Genomic DNA, 15,834 nt, shown 5'->3' with positions numbered 1-15,834 from the left:
TAACGCCACCGGCGTTATTCGCCGGTACAGCGCGATACCGGCAAGCATTCAGCGCGCCCCGGCGAGCGAGCGGCAGAGTTTCTCGGTCGCCGCCAGCATGGCGAAGCTCGGCCGCTCAAGGTTCTTGTCTTCGATCCGGTACAGCTGTCCGCGCCGCGTCGCCGCCAGCGCCGGCCATTGCCGCCAGAGTTCGAGCTGGGCGTGACTGCCGGCGACGATGACCGCCGGATCGCGCGCCAGAACCGCCTCGACGCTGACCTGCGGCGCCGGCTGCGGCAGGTCGCCGAACAGGTTCTCGGCACCGCAGACGCGCAGCGCATCGCTGATCACCTGGCGTCCGCCAATGGTGTACAGCGGCCGGTCCCAGACCTGGTAGAACACCTTCAGCGGCTTGTCCCGCCGGTAGCGCTCGGCCAGGCGCCGCATGCCTTCGCGGAACCTGGTCGACAGCCGCTGGCCGGCCTCGGCCTCGCCCAATGCCTCGCCCAGCGCAGCCAGTTGCAGGGCCAGTTCGTCGAGGCTGTGCGGTTCGGCGATGAAGAGGGCGATGCCGAAGTCCCGCAGACGCTGCAACTGCGCCTCGGGCACGCTGCCGGGCCAGACCAGGATCAGATCGGGCTGCAGTTCCAGCAGGCGTTCGAGATTGACCTGGCCGTAGCGGCCGACGGAAGGCAGGTCGCCAATCGCCGCCGGACGCTCGCCACCATCCAGCACGCCGACCAGGCGGCGCGCGGCGCCGAGTTCGAGGACGCTGTCGGTCAGCGAAGGCGCCAGGCTGACCACCCGCTGCGCCGCCCCGGCGGAAAGGCTGAGGAGCAGGCAGGCGAGCAGCCAGAACGAGCGCATCAACCGAGTTGACGCGGAATACGGTAGAGCCAGAACAGCACCAGGCTGGTGATCCCGAGCAGGATCAGCGCAACGCCGTTGAGCCCGGCGAACACACCCGGCACGCCGATCCAGGCCGGCAGGCTGGCGCCGAACAGGGCCTTGCGGCGCACCTGCGCCAGACGGGTCCAGGCGGCGGCTTCCTCCGCCGTATCCAGCGCTTTCTGGGTGGCGATGAGACCACGCTTGTAGGCACCGAACAGCGGCAGGTTGACGAACATCGACAGCAGCGCGGCGATGAACAGCGGCATCGCCAGGCCATGGGGAAGGGGTTGCAGTTCGCCGAGGAAGAACTCGACCAGGATCAGCGGCAACAGCGCCAACGCCAGTTGCAACCACCAGGCACGTCCCAGCGCGCCGCGGGCTTGCTGGCGACTCACGTGGTTTCCGCCTCGCCCTGGTGCAGGCTGCCGAGCATGTGCCCGAGCTTGCCGGCCTTGGTCGCCAGGTAGCGCCTGTTGTGCTTGTTCAGGCCCTTTTGCAGCGGCACGCGCTCCGCCACGGTGATGGCGTAGCTTTCCAGCGCCTTGACCTTGCGCGGATTGTTGGTCATCAGGCGCAGGGAGGAGACGCCCAGGTGCGCGAGCATCGGCTGGCACATGGCGTAGTCGCGCTGGTCGGCGCCAAAACCCAGTTGCAGGTTCGCCTCGACGGTGTCGGCACCGCCATCCTGCAATTCATAGGCACGGATCTTGTTCAGCAGGCCGATGCCGCGACCTTCCTGGCGCAGGTAGAGGAGCACGCCGCGGCCCTCCTCGGCGATGGCGGCAAGCGCGCCTTCCAGCTGGAAACCGCAATCGCAGCGCAGGCTGAACAGCGCGTCGCCGGTCAGGCATTCGGAATGCAGGCGACCAAGCACCGGCGCGCCATCGGCGATGTCGCCCATGCTCAGGGCTACATGTTCCTTGCCGCTCTCCTCGTCGAGGAAACCATGCATGGTGAATTCGCCGAAGGGAGTCGGCAGTTTGGAGGCGGCGACGAACACGACGGACACCGGGGAACTCCTAGGGAAACGGAAGTCCGCCATTGTACCAGCAGCGTCCGGCGCCCGGTCAGCTCGAAATGCCGCAAATACCTATCGAGATGGACGATGAATAGAACCCCGGGTTATGAGCGAGCGACATTCAATGCTTGGCCTCGATAAGCAGCATTCCCTGTTCCTCGCGCCAACGCACCCGGTTGAGGAAACTCATGCCGAGCAGGGCTTCGGTCGGATAGCCACCCTCGATCACCGCCGCCTCGACACCCAGCAACTCGATACCGCCGATCTTCACCCGGTCCAGGGTCACCCGCCAGCCGCGCGAGGTTCCGCTGGCAGTGGAGGCGACCATCGGCTTGCCGTCCACCCGGTAATCGATACCCAGGCGGCGCGCCTCGTTCTCGTTCATGGCGATGCTGGTGGCGCCGGTATCCACCAGGAACTGCATGTTCTGCCCGTTCACCGAGCCAGCCACCCAATAGTGCCCGCCCGTACCGCGGGCTATGCTGAAGCTTTGCCGCTGCGGCGCCGAATAGCCTGCCTCGTTGTATTCGCGGCTCAGTTCGTAGGTGCGCTCGACGCCGTCGATCCGCAGCACCGCCTTGCGGCTGTCGGCGCTGACCACCTGGACGCCCTGCGGGCCGGTCTGGCCGACCCTGACCAGCTTGCGCTGGCCATCGACGTTGAGTACCGCCGCGCCGGGGAACAGGCCGACCACGAACACCTGGGGCGCGGCCAGCGAGGACAACGCGAGAGCGCTGGAAAACAGGGCGACGCACAGCCGCAGCATGATCACTCCTTGGGTGGCAGGATTGCCTTCAACGGCGCATAGGGCCAGTTCCAGCGGGCGAAGATCCGCTCCAGCTCGCCGCTGGCATGCAACTGCCGCATGCGCCGGTCGAACAGCGCCAGCAGCTCACGGCCCCTGGGGGAATCGGAGAAGCCAAGATACAGCGGCAACCGAGTGACGTCGGTGATGCGGTACTCAGCCGCCAGCGCTCCGGCCCCTGCGAGCATTTCCTCGAGTTCCGGACGCGAATCGATGAAATAGTCGACCCGGTGGTTGAGCAGCATCGGCAGCGCCGAGGTGCGGCGCTGCAACTCGCTGTGCGGGGTCAGGGTAGGGAAATAGCGGGCGAAGGCGTAGCCACGCATCCATGACAGGCGGAACCGGCTCAGGCCCTCCAGTGGCGGCGGCGGATTGTCTTTCAGGGAAAGCACGGCGATCGGATCGACGTCATAGGGCCAGCGAGGATAAAGCGCTTCGTCGATTTCCCCGCGGTAGGCGCCGACCCAGGCGTCGGCCTCGCCGCGCAGGACCAGGCCGACCGCCCGGGTATAGGGCTCGTTGGCGATCCGCAGGCGTACCCCGGCCGGCTCGTAGACGGCCCGCAGCAGGTCCCAGGCCACCCCGCGACCGTCCTCCTGGGTGTAGCGCGTCCAGGTTTCGCTGACCACGCGGATCTCGCCCACGGAGGGGGCGGCGGAAGCGACGCCGGGCAGCAGCCACAGGCAGCAGAACAGGACGAGCAGACGCATGGGAGGCCTCAGACCAGCCAGTGTACCCATCCCCAGACTAGACCCTGCATGACCAGCCAGGCGAATACCCCGGCCAGGACGTCGTCGAGCATGATCCCGACGCCGCCGTGCACGTTGCGGTCCACCCAACTGATCGGCCAGGGCTTGAGAATATCCACGATGCGGAACACGACGAAGCCGATCAGCAGCCACCACCAGCCCTCCGGCACCAGCCAGAGGGTTATCCACATGCCGACCATCTCGTCCCAGACGATGCCTTCGTGGTCGTGCACGCGCAGGTCGTCGGCGACCTTGCCGCACAGCCAGAAGCCGAACAGCATGGTCACTCCCAGCATCAGCCAGTAGCCCCAGTCCGGCAGCATCTGCCACAGCGGGATGAACGGGATGGCCACCAGCGACCCCCAGGTGCCCGGCGCCTTGGGCAGGGTGCCGGAGCCGAAGCCGAAGGCGAGGAAATGCCAGGGATTGCGCCAGACCGACGGCGGCACCGGCTGCGCCGGCGCCTGATCAGGATGCTCAGTCACGTTGGGTTCCGAAATGTTGGTAACCGGCCGCGGCCGGTATGAGTTCCTTTCCGTCGGCGTCGAGCAGGTGCACCCCCTGTCCCGCCTCGACCCGGCCGATGACGGCCATGGCCGGCCACGCGGCGCGAATCTCGCCAAGGTACTCAGGCGGCAGGGTGAAAACCAGCACGTAGTCGTCGCCGGCGGCCAGTTGCTGGCGCAAGGCTTCCTCGCCGGCGAGCAGGCCGCTCAACGCGGCGCTTGCCTGCAAGCGCTGGCATTCGACCAACAGGGCAACGCCGGAAGCGCGGGCGATATGCCCGCAGTCGGCGAGCAGCCCGTCGGAGATGTCCAGGGCGGCGCTGGCCTTGCCGCGCAGGGCGAGGCCCAGACCGAATTGCGGGGCCGGCGTCCAGTAGCGCGCCAGCAGCGGTTCGGCCACCTCGGCGGGCGCCGATCTTCGCTCCAGCACCAGTTCCAGCGCCGCTCCAGCCTCGCCGAGCGGGCCCCCGACGCAGAGCAGGTCGCCCGGGCGCGCACCGGCGCGGGTCAGCGCCTGGCCGGCCGGCACCCTGCCGAATACGGTCAGGGTCATGCTCAGCGGGCCGCGCGTGGTGTCGCCGCCGACCAGGGCCAGGCCGCACTGCCGGGCCATGGCGTCGAGGCCGCGGGCGAAGCCCTGCAACCACTCGGCGTCGGCCTGCGGCAAGGTCAGGGCCAGGGTGAAGGCCAGGGGCGCGGCGCCCATCGCCGCCAGGTCGCTGGCGGAGACCGCCAGGGCGCGCTGGGCAAGAAGGAAAGGGTCGCAACCGGCGGGAAAATGCACGCCTTCCACCAGGGTATCGGTGGAGACCGCCAGTTGTTCGCCGGCTGGCGGCGCCAGCAGGGCGCAGTCGTCGCCGATGCCGAGGGCCACGTCCGCCGCCGGCGCCGCGCAGGCGGCCGCGGCGAAGAAGCGGCGGATCAGCTCGAACTCACCCATGACGCCGCCGGCGCGGGATCAGCGCTTGCCGCCGCGCAGCTCGGCGGCGCGCAGGCGCGGCGCCAGCTTGTCGAGCACGCCGTTGACGAACTTGTGGCCGTCGGTGGCGCCGAAGGTCTTGGCCAGCTCGATGCCCTCGTTGATCACTACCTTGTAGGGCACGTCGATGCGGTTGCGCAGCTCGTAGGTGGACAGCCGCAGGATGGCCAGCTCGACCGGGTCGATCTCGGCCAGCGGGCGGTCCAGGCAGGGCTCGAAGGTGGAGTCCAGCTCGCTCTTCTGTCGCGGCACGCCGTGCAGGATCTCGTGGAAGTAGGCGCCGTCGACCTCGGAGAAGTCGTTGTCGGTGCGGAACTGCGCCTCGATCTCGTGCAGGGGCTGGCCGGCGATCTGCCAGGAGTACAGGGCCTGGACGGCCAGGCTGCGGGCCTTGCGGCGAGCGGCGGTCTTGCCTTTCGGCGGCTTGGCTGCCGGGTTGCCGCTGTCTTGATTGCTCACTTGGCCTCCAACTGCGCCAGCAGGCTGACCATTTCCAGGGCCGACAGCGCGGCTTCGGCGCCCTTGTTGCCGGCCTTGGTGCCGGAGCGCTCGATGGCCTGCTCGATGGAGTCGACGGTGAGGACGCCGAAGGCGACCGGGATGCCGAACTGCAGGGACACCTGGGCCAGGCCCTTGGTGCACTCGCCAGCCACGTATTCGAAGTGCGGGGTGCCGCCACGGATCACCGCGCCGAGGGCGATGATGGCGTCGAAGCCGCCTTGCTGGGCGACCTTCTGGGTCACCAGCGGGATCTCGAAGGCACCCGGGGCGCGGATGATGGTGATCTCGCTTTCAGCCACGCCGTGGCGGACCAGGGCGTCGACGGCGCCGCTGACCAGGCTTTCCACGACGAAGCTGTTGAAGCGGCCGACCACCAGGGCGTAGCGGCCTTTGGGGGCAATGAAGGTACCTTCGATGGTCTTCAGGGTCATGAGCAGGTCTCATCTGTTAAAGAGCCGGGACGCCGTTGCGCCCCGAGCGAAAAGGGTCGAAAGGTCCGTCCAGCATAGCGCCCACCGCGATCTTGCACGCGGCGGGCGGGACAGGCCTTATTCGGCGGGCAGGTATTCTACAACTTCCAGGTCGAAACCGGATATCGCATTGAAGCGCATCGGCGCACTCAGCAGGCGCATCTTGCGCACGCCGAGGTCGCGCAGGATCTGCGAACCGGCACCGACGGTGCTGTAGGTGGTGGTGGCCTTGGGCGCCGGAGCCGGCGCCGAAGCGATCTCGCGGACATGGGCGAGCAGGTCGTCGCCGCCGATCTGGTGACCGAGCAGCAGCACCACGCCGCTGCCCGCCTCGGCGACCTTGGTCATCGCCGCGCGCAGGCTCCAGCGGCCCGGCTGGTTGACCTGCAGCAGGTCGCGCAGCGGGTCCATGTTATGCACGCGGACCAGGGTCGGCTCTTCCGCGCAGACCTTGCCGAGGGTCAGCGCCAGGTGCACGTCGCCCTCCACCGAGTCGCGGTAGGTGATCAGGTTGAAGTGGCCCAGTTCGCTGTCGAGCGGCTGCTCGGCGATGCGCTCGACGGTGCGCTCGTGGATCAGCCGGTAGTGGATCAGGTCGGCGATGGTGCCGATCTTGATCCCGTGCTCGGCGGCGAACGCCTCCAGTTCGGGCCGGCGAGCCATGCTGCCGTCGTCGTTCATCACCTCGCAGATCACCCCGGACGGCTCGAACCCGGCCATCCGCGCCAGGTCGCAGGCCGCCTCGGTGTGCCCGGCGCGAGCCAGGGTACCGCCCGGCTGGGCCATCAGCGGGAAGATGTGGCCGGGGCTGACGATGTCGGCGGCCACGGCGTTCTTCGCCGCCGCAGCCTGCACGGTGCGGGCGCGGTCCGCGGCGGAGATGCCGGTGGTGACGCCCTCGGCGGCCTCGATGGAGACAGTGAACTTGGTGCCGAAGCCGGAGCCGTTGCGCTGCACCATCAGCGGCAGGCCGAGGCGCTCGCAACGCTCGCGGGTCATCGGCATGCAGACCAGGCCGCGGGCATGCTTGACCATGAAGTTGATGTCTTCGGTGCGGACGCATTCGGCGGCCATGATCAGGTCGCCTTCGTTCTCGCGGTCCTCGTCATCCATCAGGATGACCATCTTGCCTTGGCGGATGTCTTCGATCAGTTCGTCGATCGTGTTGAGTGCCATGGGCACCCCCTTATGCAATTCGTGGGTTACTTGAGAAAACCGTTCTCGGCGAGAAACGCTTCGCTGATGCCGGAGGCGCTGGGCTCGGCGGCCTTGTCGCCAAGCAGCAGGCGCTCCAGGTAACGGGCCAGCAGGTCGACCTCGAGGTTGACCCGGCGTCCGGGCTGGTACTCGGCCATGATGGTTTCGCTGAGCGTATGCGGGACGATGGTCAGCTCGAACTCCGCGCCGTTCACCGCGTTCACCGTGAGGCTGGTGCCGTCGACGGTGATCGAGCCCTTGTGCGCGATGTACCTGGCCAGTTCGCGCGGGGCACGCACGGTGAACTGGATGGCGCGGGCGTTCTCCTCGCGCTTGAGCACCTCGCCGACGCCGTCGACGTGGCCGCTCACCAGGTGTCCGCCGAGGCGGGTGGTCGGCGTCAGGGCCTTTTCCAGGTTCACCCGGCTGCCCACCTTCAGGTGCTGGAAGGCGGTGCGCGCCAGGCTCTCGCGGCTGACGTCGGCCCAGAAGCCATCGCCGGGCAGTTCCACCGCGGTCAGGCAGACGCCGTTGACCGCGATGCTGTCGCCGAGCTTGACGTCGCCCAGGTCGAGCTTGCCGGTGGCGATGTAGACCCGCAGGTCGCCGCCCTTGGGCGTCATTGCGCGGACGCTGCCGATCGACTCGATTATGCCGGTGAACATGCGACCTCCCGTTTTTCCGCCGCACAGGCGCACAGCATGGCCGGCGCGACGCCGAGCGGCCTGCGTGCCATAGCGCGGGTATTCCAAGATGAAGACATATGACGAACTCCTGTTTCGTGAAAAACAGGGCTTTTTGGATCGAAGGGGATCTTGCGGGCGCACAGGGTACGCCCAGGCAGGCAATCCCGTTCTCTCTTTATCCGGACTATGACCGTCGGCCCCGGAATCGCACCGGGTCTGCTGACCTTGTCGTCCGGCGGTGGCCGGTCCGGCAAGCGCTCGCGGGCTAGGCGCCTTGCGCGCCATTACCGCCGGTGGGGACTTTCACCCCGCCCTGAGAACGTTACGGCCACCGAGATGGCCGTGTGGCGTTTTACCACAGTTGCGCCGCTTGTGCATCGTCCGCCGCGTCGCCGCGCAGCGAAGTTCAGGCGTCCCGCGGATGGGGCCGCGCGGTGACCAGCCAGTCGTCGCCCACCGCGCGGATGTCGTCGATCCGCAACTGCGCCGCATCGGCCATCCGCGCCAGCGGCCAGTCGAGCAAAGGACGGGCGCTGGAGCCGAGGAACTTCGGCGCGACGAACAGCCGGTACTCATCCACCAGCCCCAGCCGGGCGAAGGCGCCGGCCAGACGCGGGCCGGCCTCCACCAGCACTTCGTTGGCGCCGCGCGCCGCCAGTTCCAGGAGCAGCTTGTGCAAATCGACGTGGCCCTCGGCGGAGGGCAGCGCCAGCAGTTCGTGGCCGGCGTCCTGGAAGCGTTCGCGCGCCGAGGCGGCGGCGCAGGTCGCCACCAGCGCCGGACCGGCCTGGTAGAACGCCGACTCCAGCGGCACCCGCAGGCGCCCGTCGACCAGCACCCGCAACGGCTGGCGAGCCGCGGCGAGCGCGGTAAGCTCGGCGTTCAGGCCCAGTTCGTCGGGGCGTACGTTGAGCCGCGCATCGTCCGCCAGCAGCGTATCGGCGCCGGACAACACCACGCTGGAGCGAGCGCGCAAGCGCTGCACCGCCGAACGCGCGGAGGGCCCGGTGATCCACTGGCTTTCCCCGCTGGCCATGGCGGTGCGCCCGTCCAGGCTCATCGCCAGCTTGACCCGGACGAACGGCAGGCCATGTTCCATGCGCTTGATGAAACCGATGTTGAGTTCCCGCGCCTCGGCTTCGAGGACGCCGCTCTGCACCGCGATGCCGGCCTGCATCAGACGCAGCAGGCCGCGACCGGCGACCTCGGGGTTGGGATCCTGCATCGCCGCGACCACCCGCGCCACCCCGGCGCCCACCAGCGCATCGGCGCACGGCGGGGTGCGGCCGAAGTGGCTGCAGGGCTCGAGGGTCACGTAGGCGGTGGCGCCGCGTGCATTCTCGCCGGCCTGGCGCAGGGCATGGACCTCGGCGTGCGGCTCGCCGGCGCGGACGTGCCAGCCCTCGCCGACCACCTGGCCGTCCTTGACCAGCACGCAGCCGACACGCGGATTCGGATGGGTGGAGTACAGCCCCTGGCGCGCCAGTTCCAGGGCGCGGGCCATGTACAGCGGGTCGGCGGCGTTCATTCCTTGGCCGGCTCGCGGGCGAGGCGTTCGATCTCCTCGCGGAATTCGTTGAGGTCCTGGAAGCGCCGGTAGACCGAGGCGAAACGGATGTAGGCGACTTCGTCGAGCTTCTGCAGCTCGGCCATCACCAGTTCGCCCAGCACCCGCGACTTGATCTCGCGCTCGCCGGTGGCGCGCAACTGGTGCTTGATGTGGCCGATGGCCGCTTCCAGCCGCTCGACGCTGACCGGACGCTTCTCCAGGGCGCGCTGCATGCCGGCGCGCAGCTTGTCCTCGTCGAACGGCTGGCGGCTGCCGTCCTGCTTGATCAGGCGCGGCATGACCAGCTCGGCGGTCTCGAAGGTGGTGAAGCGTTCGCCGCAGGCCAGGCACTCGCGGCGCCGGCGCACCTGATCGCCCTCGGCGACCAGTCGCGAGTCAATCACTTTGGTGTCATGGGCACCGCAGAAGGGACAATGCATGGTGCTGATACAGGCGTAGCTGAAGGAAGCCGCATGGTAGCGCATCCGCGCCCGACCGAGCACCCGCAGAATCGACCGGCGCCGGCACGCTGGGAAAGGCGAGAGGAATCGGACGTTGCGGACTACGCGAAGCGCGACAAGAATCACACTTTGCGCTATACAAGCGCCGCCCGGATTCCACCGCTATGGAGCAGCCCATGACCCTGCGCCCGATCGCCCTGCTGGCCGTCCTTCTCCTCGCCGCTTGTTCCAGCGACAAGCCGAAGCCTGCGCCAACGCCGCAAGCTTCGCGCAGCGTGACCATGGTCGAGCCGGTGCTACCGGCCCACCTGCGCGAGCTGAGCGGAACGCTGAGCAGCATCCAGGGCAGCCTGCCACGCGGCAGCGAGGTGCAGATGGCACTGCTGGTGATCGACGAGCGCGACCGTCCACAGCGGCTGCTGGCCAGCGAGACGGTGCTGGCCACCGGCGAACTCATGCCCTTCCGCCTGCCGTTCAACCCCGAATCCTTCCCGCCGGCCGGTGGCGCGCTGCGCGTCGAACTGCACGCGCGGGTGATCCAGTCCGGCCAGTTGGCCTGGCGCCTGCATCCGTTGCGGATCGCCCAGCCGACCACCCAGTCCCTCGGCGAACTGCGCCTGGTACGCGCGCCGTGACGGCACCGCAAGCCCTGACCCAGGCGCTGGGCGAGCTGCTCGGCGACGCCCGGCTCAGCGCCACCGCGCTGCCCGGCACCGACCTGCGCCTGTGGCTGATCGACGCGCAGAACATGGACCGCCAGTTCAGCCCGGAGGAAACCCGCCGCATCCTCGAAGAGCCGCCGTACTGGTGCTTCTGCTGGGCCAGCGGGCTGGTCCTGGCGCGCTGGCTGGCGGCGCGCCCGCAGTGGGTCCGCGACAAGCGCGTGCTGGACTTCGGCAGCGGCTCCGGGGTGGCGGCGATCGCCGCGGCCCGCGCCGGCGCCGCCGAGGTGGTGGCTTGCGACCTGGATCCCCTGGCGCTGGCAGCGAGCCGGGCGAACGCCGAACTGAACGGAGTGGAGCTGAGCTATTCGGCGGACTTCTTCGCCGAGGACGATCGCTTCGACCTGATCCTGGTGGCCGACGTGCTCTACGACCGCGCCAACCTGCCGCTGCTCGACCAGTTCCTCAGCCGCGGCCGCCAGGCGCTGGTCGCCGACTCGCGGGTCCGTGACTTCCGTCATCCGCTGTACCGGCGCCTGGACGTGCTCGAAGCCTGTACCTGGCCGGACCTCGCCGAGCCCGCCGAATTCCGCCTGGTCAGCCTGTATCACGCCGAACGCGGGCAAGCCTGAGGCACGGGCTTGTTTGCGCGCGGCGCGCCCCCACTTATAGTGGTCACCACCTTGCGTTTCCGAGAATCGACATGAGCGATACGCCCTACATCTTCGACGTCACCGGCGCCAACTTCGAGCAGCTGGTCATCGAGAACTCGTTCCACAAGCCGGTCCTGGTGGACTTCTGGGCCGACTGGTGCGCCCCGTGCAAGGCGCTGATGCCACTGCTGGCGCAGATCGCCGAGTCCTACCAGGGCGAATTGCTGCTGGCCAAGGTCAACTGCGACGTCGAGCAGGACATCGTGATGCGCTTCGGCATCCGCAGCCTGCCGACCGTGGTCCTGTTCAAGGATGGCCAGCCGGTCGACGGTTTCGCCGGCGCCCAGCCCGAATCGCAGATCCGCGCCCTGCTCGAACCCCATGTGAAAGCACCGGCGCTGCCCGACGAAGACCCGCTGGAAGTGGCCCAGGCGCTGTTCGCCGAAGGCCGCATCGGCGACGCCGAAGCGACCCTGAAAGCCCTGCTGGCGGAGAACAACGAGAACGCCGCGGCGCTGATCCTCTACGCCCGCTGCCTGGCCGAGCGCGGCGAACTGGAAGAGGCGCAGGCCATCCTCGACGCGGTGAAGAGCGACGAGCACAAGCAGGCCCTGGCCGGCGCCCGCGCGCAGCTGACCTTCCTGCGCCAGGCTGCCGACCTGCCCGACAGCGCAGAGCTGAAGAGCCGCCTGGCGGCCGATGCCGGCGACGACGAGGCAGCCTACCAGTTGGCCGTCCAGCAGCTCGCCCGGCAGCAGTACGAGGCGGCCCTGGACGGACTGCTCAAGCTGTTCCTGCGCAACCGCGGCTACCAGGACGACCTGCCGCGCAAGACCCTGGTGCAGGTCTTCGACCTGCTTGGCAACGACCACCCGCTGGTCACCGCCTACCGCCGCAAGCTGTACCAGGCGCTCTACTGAGTCGCCGAGCCCCGTCCGCGGGGCTCAGTCCTCCAGCCAGACGAACACCTGGGTGCCGTCGACCACCTCGACCTTGACCCGGGCGTCGTGCCGCAGGCGCACCAGCAGTTGCTTGGCGGCGCCGGCATTGCCGCTGAACCCCTCCAACTCCGCCAGCAACTGCGGCCCCTCGATCCGCCCGCTGCCGCGCAGCAGGTCCTGGGCGGTCTGCCACAGGCGATCCACCGGCGCTGCCGGCGCCGGCGCCCTGGCCGCCGCGGCCTGCGGCTCGCCCAGCGGCGGCGGGGGCACGTGTTGCGCCAGCTGGCGCCAATCCTCGGCGTCCAGTTCCAGGGTCAGGTCCACCGGCCAGTCGCCGATGCTTCCGCGAATCCGCACCATCTCGTTTCTCCACAAGCGAATCGCGCCATGCTCCCACGTCGGCGCGTAGGGGCCAAATCGGCCAGGCTAGGCAGGCGGAAAAATTCGTTATAACGTAACAAGCTCTTTTCCTTCCTTGCCGGAGTCCCGTTCATGCGCCCACTGCTGTTAGCCCTCGTCTTGCTGCCGTTCGCCGCCCAGGCCCATGACGACCACGACCATGACCACGCCCATGGCAGCCTGGGCAAGCACGAGCACGGCGTCGCCCAGTTGAACGTGGCGCTGGACGGCAAGACCCTCGAACTGGAGCTGGACAGCCCGGCGATGAACCTGGTCGGTTTCGAACACGCCGCCAGCACCGACGCGGACAAGGCCGCCGTGGCCAAGGCCCGCGCGCAGCTGGAAAAACCGCTGGAGCTGTTCGCCCTGCCGGTCACCGCCGGCTGCTCGGTGGCCAGCCAGGAACTGCGGAGTCCGCTGTTCGGCGACAAGGCGCCGGCCCACGCGCACAAGGAGAAGGCAGGCCACGAACACGAACACGAACACGGTCATGCCGATATCCACGCCCATTACCAGCTCAGTTGCGAGAAGCCCGAGCTGCTCAAGCTGCTGACCCTCGCCGAGTTCTTCAAGCGCTTCCCCGCCACCCAGAAAATTCAGGTACAACTGATCGGTCCCGACGGCCAGAAAGGCGCCGACCTGGCTCCGGCCAGCGCCGAGCTGAAGCTGTAGGATCGTTCCGGAGGCGCCGCGAGGGATTCGGCGCGGCGCCCCTCCATCCATTCTCGAGGCTCCGGCGGAGCGTTCCGCCCCTACCCCCATGAGCGCACTGATCACCCTGACCAACCTCGGCTTCGCCTGGCCCGGCCAGGCGGAGTTGCTGGACATTCCCAGCTTCCATCTCGAACGCGGCGAGAGCCTGTTCCTCAAGGGGCCTTCCGGCAGCGGCAAGACCACCCTGCTCGGCCTCCTCGGCGGCGTGCAGAAGCCCGGCCGCGGCAGCATCCGCCTGCTCGGCGAGGACCTGGAAAAGCTGTCCGCCGCGCGCCGCGACCATTTCCGCGTCGACCACACCGGCTACATCTTCCAGCAGTTCAACCTGCTGCCATTCCTCTCGGTACGCGAGAACGTCGAGCTGCCCTGTCACTTTTCCGCGTTGCGCCGTCAGCGCGCCCGCGAACGCCACGGTAGCCCGGCGCAGGCCGCCAGCCATCTGCTCGGCCAGCTCGGCCTCGGCGGCGAACTGCACGAACGCCGCGCCGACAGCCTGTCCATCGGCCAGCAGCAGCGGGTCGCCGCCGCCCGCGCGCTGATCGGCCAGCCGGAGCTGGTGATCGCCGACGAGCCGACCTCGGCGCTCGACGCCGACAGCCGCGAGGCGTTTCTCCAGTTGCTCTTCGCCGAATGCCGCGAGGCCGGCGCCAGCCTGCTGTTCGTCAGCCACGACCAGAGCCTGGCCGGGCTGTTCGACCGCAGCCTGTCCCTTTCCGATCTCAACCGCGCCGCCCGGCCGGCAGGACTCTGAGCATGTATCTCTTCCGACTGGCACTGGCCAGCCTGGCCAACCGCCGCTTCACCGCCCTGCTGACGATCTTCGCCATCGCCCTCTCCGCCTGCCTGCTGCTGGCGGTGGAGCGGGTCCGCACCGAGGCCAAGGCCAGCTTCGCCAGTACCATCTCCGGAACCGACCTGATCGTCGGCGCGCGCTCCGGCTCGGTGAACCTGCTGCTCTACTCGGTATTCCGCATCGGCAACGCGACCAACAACATCCGCTGGGACAGCTACCGGCACTTCGCCGAAAACCCGCGGGTGAAGTGGGCGATCCCGATCTCCCTCGGCGACTCGCACCGCGGCTACCGGGTAATGGGTACCGATGCCGGCTATTTCGAGCACTACCGCTACGGCCGCGGCCAGGAACTGCAACTGGCCGAGGGCCGCGCCTTCGGCCAGGACCTGTTCGACGTGGTGCTCGGCGCCGAGGTGGCCGAAGCCCTGCACTACAGGCTCGGCGAGAAGATCGTGCTGGCCCATGGGGTGAGCACGGTGAGCCTGGTCAAGCACGACGACAAGCCGTTCACCGTGGTCGGCATCCTCCAGCGCACCGGTACCCCGGTGGACCGCACCCTGCACATATCCCTCGCCGGCATGGAGGCGCTGCACGTCGACTGGCGCAACGGGGTGCCGGCGATGGGCGCCGGGCGCGTCAGTGCCGAGCAGGCGCGGCACATGGACCTGCAACCACAGGCGATCACCGCGTTCCTGGTCGGCCTGAAGAGCAAGGTGGCGACCTTCGCCCTGCAACGCGAGGTCAACGACTATCCCGGCGAACCGCTGATGGCGATCCTCCCCGGTGTCGCCCTGCAGGAACTGTGGGGCCTGATGGGCACCGCCGAGAAGGCACTGTTCGTGGTCTCGCTGTTCGTCGTCCTCACCGGCCTGATCGGCATGCTCACGGCGATCCTCACCAGCCTCAACGAGCGCCGCCGGGAGATGGCCATCCTGCGCTCGGTGGGCGCGCGCCCCTGGCACATCTTCGGCCTGCTGCTGGCCGAGGCCTTCAGCCTGGCGCTGGCCGGCGTCGCCCTCGGCCTCGGCCTGCTCTACCTCGGCATCGCCGCCAGCCAGGGCTACGTCCAGGCCAACTACGGCATCTACCTGCCGCTGGCCTGGCCGAGCGACTATGAGTGGAGCCTGCTCGGGGCTATCCTGGCGGCCGCCGTGCTGATCGGCTGCGTGCCGGCCTGGCGCGCCTACCGCCAGTCCCTGGCCGATGGCCTGTCGATCCGCCTATGACCCGGAGATATTCCCCGATGCTGCGCTCCCTGACCGTCCTCCTGCTGGCTTTCGCCCTGCTCCTGGGCAGTGCCGTGGCGCGCGCCGCGCCGCGCGAACTGACTTGGTCGCAACTGATCCCGGCCGGCGCCCCGCCCGCCCCGGCGCCGCTGCCGATCCACGACCTCGCCAACGCCCTCAGCGAAGCCGGTCCGGCGGCCAGCCAGCAGAGCCCCAACGCCCCGGTGGTGAAGGCACTGGACGGCATCGAGGCCAAGCTGCCGGGCTACATCGTGCCGCTGGAAATCAGCGAGGCCGGGCTGGTCACCGAGTTCCTCCTGGTCCCCTACTACGGCGCCTGCATCCACGTACCGCCGCCGCCGTCGAACCAGATCGTCTACGTGAAGACCGCCAAGGGCGTGCAGATGGACGAGTTGTATCAGCCATTCTGGGTCGAGGGCACCTTCAAGGTGGAGAACGCCAGCAGCGAGCTTGCGGCGGCCGGCTACCGCATGCAGGCGAGCAAGGTGACGCCCTACGAATACGAAGGTGGCTGAACGACATGCGACAATCCGCCGCGCCATTTACGTTGCGGCGGTCACATTTGCTCCTAGGATTGATTGAGCTGTGTCAAGGAAGGCAACTGTTAGCTGGCTGACCATTAGCAGCACCAACA

General features: G+C 68.5%; 21 protein-coding genes and 1 riboswitch. Of the genes, 7 read left to right on the top strand and 14 right to left on the bottom strand.

What is annotated here, in order from left to right; translation table 11 throughout:
• Positions 1-48: 48 nt before the first annotated feature.
• The 13 genes from AT700_RS04495 to nrdR form a co-directional block, all read right to left on the bottom strand.
• Positions 49-846, bottom strand: coding sequence for a cobalamin-binding protein (locus tag AT700_RS04495; protein WP_003132405.1), 798 nt, complete (start codon positions 844-846; stop codon positions 49-51).
• The gene (locus AT700_RS04490; RefSeq protein WP_003093296.1) at positions 846-1,265 is read right to left on the bottom strand and encodes a hypothetical protein; all 420 of its coding nucleotides are present in this window, start codon (positions 1,263-1,265) and stop codon (positions 846-848) included. Before AT700_RS04490 ends, AT700_RS04495 begins: the two co-directional genes overlap by 1 nt.
• Positions 1,262-1,879: a GTP cyclohydrolase II gene (ribA, locus tag AT700_RS04485; protein ID WP_003110510.1), complete on the bottom strand. Its 618-nt coding sequence runs from the start codon at positions 1,877-1,879 to the stop codon at positions 1,262-1,264. Before ribA ends, AT700_RS04490 begins: the two co-directional genes overlap by 4 nt.
• Before the next feature lie 130 nt (positions 1,880-2,009).
• Complete coding sequence (locus AT700_RS04480) at positions 2,010-2,654, bottom strand: TIGR02281 family clan AA aspartic protease (protein ID WP_003102820.1); 645 nt, start codon at positions 2,652-2,654, stop codon at positions 2,010-2,012.
• Between the two features lie 2 nt (positions 2,655-2,656).
• Positions 2,657-3,403 carry a substrate-binding periplasmic protein gene (locus AT700_RS04475; protein ID WP_003102821.1) on the bottom strand — a complete coding sequence of 249 codons (747 nt, stop codon included), beginning with the start codon at positions 3,401-3,403 and terminating at the stop codon, positions 2,657-2,659.
• An 8-nt stretch (positions 3,404-3,411) separates the two neighbouring features.
• On the bottom strand, positions 3,412-3,927 hold the full coding sequence (locus tag AT700_RS04470; protein ID WP_003093304.1) for a phosphatidylglycerophosphatase A: 516 nt from the start codon (positions 3,925-3,927) through the stop codon (positions 3,412-3,414).
• Complete coding sequence (thiL, locus tag AT700_RS04465; protein WP_003113052.1) at positions 3,920-4,888, bottom strand: thiamine-phosphate kinase; 969 nt, start codon at positions 4,886-4,888, stop codon at positions 3,920-3,922. Before thiL ends, AT700_RS04470 begins: the two co-directional genes overlap by 8 nt.
• An 18-nt stretch (positions 4,889-4,906) precedes the next feature.
• The gene (gene nusB, locus AT700_RS04460) at positions 4,907-5,386 is read right to left on the bottom strand and encodes a transcription antitermination factor NusB (RefSeq protein ID WP_003093308.1); all 480 of its coding nucleotides are present in this window, start codon (positions 5,384-5,386) and stop codon (positions 4,907-4,909) included.
• The gene (gene ribE / locus AT700_RS04455) at positions 5,383-5,859 is read right to left on the bottom strand and encodes a 6,7-dimethyl-8-ribityllumazine synthase (RefSeq protein WP_003093311.1); all 477 of its coding nucleotides are present in this window, start codon (positions 5,857-5,859) and stop codon (positions 5,383-5,385) included. The genes nusB and ribE overlap by 4 nt, the downstream gene beginning before the upstream one ends.
• A gap of 117 nt (positions 5,860-5,976) precedes the next feature.
• Positions 5,977-7,074 (bottom strand): bifunctional 3,4-dihydroxy-2-butanone-4-phosphate synthase/GTP cyclohydrolase II, encoded by a 1,098-nt coding sequence (gene ribBA / locus AT700_RS04450; protein WP_003093313.1) that lies wholly within the window; start codon positions 7,072-7,074, stop codon positions 5,977-5,979.
• A 26-nt stretch (positions 7,075-7,100) separates the two neighbouring features.
• Complete coding sequence (locus AT700_RS04445; protein WP_003093316.1) at positions 7,101-7,760, bottom strand: riboflavin synthase; 660 nt, start codon at positions 7,758-7,760, stop codon at positions 7,101-7,103.
• Between the two features lie 183 nt (positions 7,761-7,943).
• Positions 7,944-8,106, bottom strand: a riboswitch (FMN riboswitch).
• Between the two features lie 81 nt (positions 8,107-8,187).
• A complete protein-coding gene (gene ribD, locus AT700_RS04440) occupies positions 8,188-9,309 on the bottom strand; it encodes a bifunctional diaminohydroxyphosphoribosylaminopyrimidine deaminase/5-amino-6-(5-phosphoribosylamino)uracil reductase RibD (protein WP_003107179.1) in 1,122 nt (373 codons plus the stop codon).
• Positions 9,306-9,770: a transcriptional regulator NrdR gene (nrdR, locus tag AT700_RS04435; protein ID WP_003107181.1), complete on the bottom strand. Its 465-nt coding sequence runs from the start codon at positions 9,768-9,770 to the stop codon at positions 9,306-9,308. The genes ribD and nrdR overlap by 4 nt, the downstream gene beginning before the upstream one ends.
• Before the next feature lie 185 nt (positions 9,771-9,955).
• On the opposite strand from nrdR, the gene AT700_RS04430 reads away from it, so the two are divergent.
• The 3 genes from AT700_RS04430 (at position 9,956) to trxA (ending at position 12,026) form a co-directional block, all read left to right on the top strand.
• On the top strand, positions 9,956-10,426 hold the full coding sequence (locus AT700_RS04430; protein ID WP_003113050.1) for a YbaY family lipoprotein: 471 nt from the start codon (positions 9,956-9,958) through the stop codon (positions 10,424-10,426).
• Positions 10,423-11,085, top strand: coding sequence for a class I SAM-dependent methyltransferase (locus AT700_RS04425; protein ID WP_003113049.1), 663 nt, complete (start codon positions 10,423-10,425; stop codon positions 11,083-11,085). Before AT700_RS04430 ends, AT700_RS04425 begins: the two co-directional genes overlap by 4 nt.
• Positions 11,086-11,156: 71 nt before the next feature.
• The gene (trxA, locus tag AT700_RS04420) at positions 11,157-12,026 is read left to right on the top strand and encodes a thioredoxin (protein WP_003105274.1); all 870 of its coding nucleotides are present in this window, start codon (positions 11,157-11,159) and stop codon (positions 12,024-12,026) included.
• A gap of 24 nt (positions 12,027-12,050) precedes the next feature.
• On the opposite strand, the gene AT700_RS04415 is transcribed toward trxA, so the two are convergent.
• The gene (locus AT700_RS04415) at positions 12,051-12,407 is read right to left on the bottom strand and encodes a hypothetical protein (protein WP_009877044.1); all 357 of its coding nucleotides are present in this window, start codon (positions 12,405-12,407) and stop codon (positions 12,051-12,053) included.
• Between the two features lie 132 nt (positions 12,408-12,539).
• On the opposite strand from AT700_RS04415, the gene AT700_RS04410 reads away from it, so the two are divergent.
• From AT700_RS04410 to AT700_RS04395, 4 genes are all read left to right on the top strand, one after another.
• Positions 12,540-13,118 (top strand): DUF2796 domain-containing protein, encoded by a 579-nt coding sequence (locus AT700_RS04410; RefSeq protein WP_003118231.1) that lies wholly within the window; start codon positions 12,540-12,542, stop codon positions 13,116-13,118.
• A gap of 88 nt (positions 13,119-13,206) precedes the next feature.
• On the top strand, positions 13,207-13,911 hold the full coding sequence (locus AT700_RS04405) for an ABC transporter ATP-binding protein (protein ID WP_003093325.1): 705 nt from the start codon (positions 13,207-13,209) through the stop codon (positions 13,909-13,911).
• Positions 13,912-13,913: 2 nt separating this feature from the next.
• A complete protein-coding gene (locus AT700_RS04400) occupies positions 13,914-15,179 on the top strand; it encodes an ABC transporter permease (protein ID WP_003118230.1) in 1,266 nt (421 codons plus the stop codon).
• Between the two features lie 17 nt (positions 15,180-15,196).
• Positions 15,197-15,715: a DUF3299 domain-containing protein gene (locus AT700_RS04395; RefSeq protein ID WP_003105266.1), complete on the top strand. Its 519-nt coding sequence runs from the start codon at positions 15,197-15,199 to the stop codon at positions 15,713-15,715.
• Positions 15,716-15,834: the final 119 nt, after the last annotated feature.

Origin of the sequence: Pseudomonas aeruginosa, assembly GCF_001457615.1 — a bacterium.
Taxonomy (GTDB): Bacteria; Pseudomonadota; Gammaproteobacteria; order Pseudomonadales; family Pseudomonadaceae; genus Pseudomonas; species Pseudomonas aeruginosa.
Note: the sequence above shows the minus strand (reverse complement) of the source record. Positions and strands in the feature narration are given on the sequence as shown.

Coding starts and splice junctions, on each gene's coding strand:
- AT700_RS04410 (WP_003118231.1), top strand. CDS start 12,540: ATGCGCCCACTGCTGTTAGCCCTCGTCTTGCTGCCGTTCGCCGCCCAG.
- ribBA (WP_003093313.1), bottom strand. CDS start 7,074: ATGGCACTCAACACGATCGACGAACTGATCGAAGACATCCGCCAAGGC.
- AT700_RS04475 (WP_003102821.1), bottom strand. CDS start 3,403: ATGCGTCTGCTCGTCCTGTTCTGCTGCCTGTGGCTGCTGCCCGGCGTC.
- ribE (WP_003093311.1), bottom strand. CDS start 5,859: ATGACCCTGAAGACCATCGAAGGTACCTTCATTGCCCCCAAAGGCCGC.
- AT700_RS04445 (WP_003093316.1), bottom strand. CDS start 7,760: ATGTTCACCGGCATAATCGAGTCGATCGGCAGCGTCCGCGCAATGACG.
- AT700_RS04395 (WP_003105266.1), top strand. CDS start 15,197: ATGCTGCGCTCCCTGACCGTCCTCCTGCTGGCTTTCGCCCTGCTCCTG.
- AT700_RS04495 (WP_003132405.1), bottom strand. CDS start 846: ATGCGCTCGTTCTGGCTGCTCGCCTGCCTGCTCCTCAGCCTTTCCGCC.
- AT700_RS04415 (WP_009877044.1), bottom strand. CDS start 12,407: ATGGTGCGGATTCGCGGAAGCATCGGCGACTGGCCGGTGGACCTGACC.
- nrdR (WP_003107181.1), bottom strand. CDS start 9,770: ATGCATTGTCCCTTCTGCGGTGCCCATGACACCAAAGTGATTGACTCG.
- AT700_RS04480 (WP_003102820.1), bottom strand. CDS start 2,654: ATGCTGCGGCTGTGCGTCGCCCTGTTTTCCAGCGCTCTCGCGTTGTCC.
- trxA (WP_003105274.1), top strand. CDS start 11,157: ATGAGCGATACGCCCTACATCTTCGACGTCACCGGCGCCAACTTCGAG.
- thiL (WP_003113052.1), bottom strand. CDS start 4,888: ATGGGTGAGTTCGAGCTGATCCGCCGCTTCTTCGCCGCGGCCGCCTGC.
- ribD (WP_003107179.1), bottom strand. CDS start 9,309: ATGAACGCCGCCGACCCGCTGTACATGGCCCGCGCCCTGGAACTGGCG.
- AT700_RS04405 (WP_003093325.1), top strand. CDS start 13,207: ATGAGCGCACTGATCACCCTGACCAACCTCGGCTTCGCCTGGCCCGGC.
- AT700_RS04400 (WP_003118230.1), top strand. CDS start 13,914: ATGTATCTCTTCCGACTGGCACTGGCCAGCCTGGCCAACCGCCGCTTC.
- AT700_RS04430 (WP_003113050.1), top strand. CDS start 9,956: ATGGAGCAGCCCATGACCCTGCGCCCGATCGCCCTGCTGGCCGTCCTT.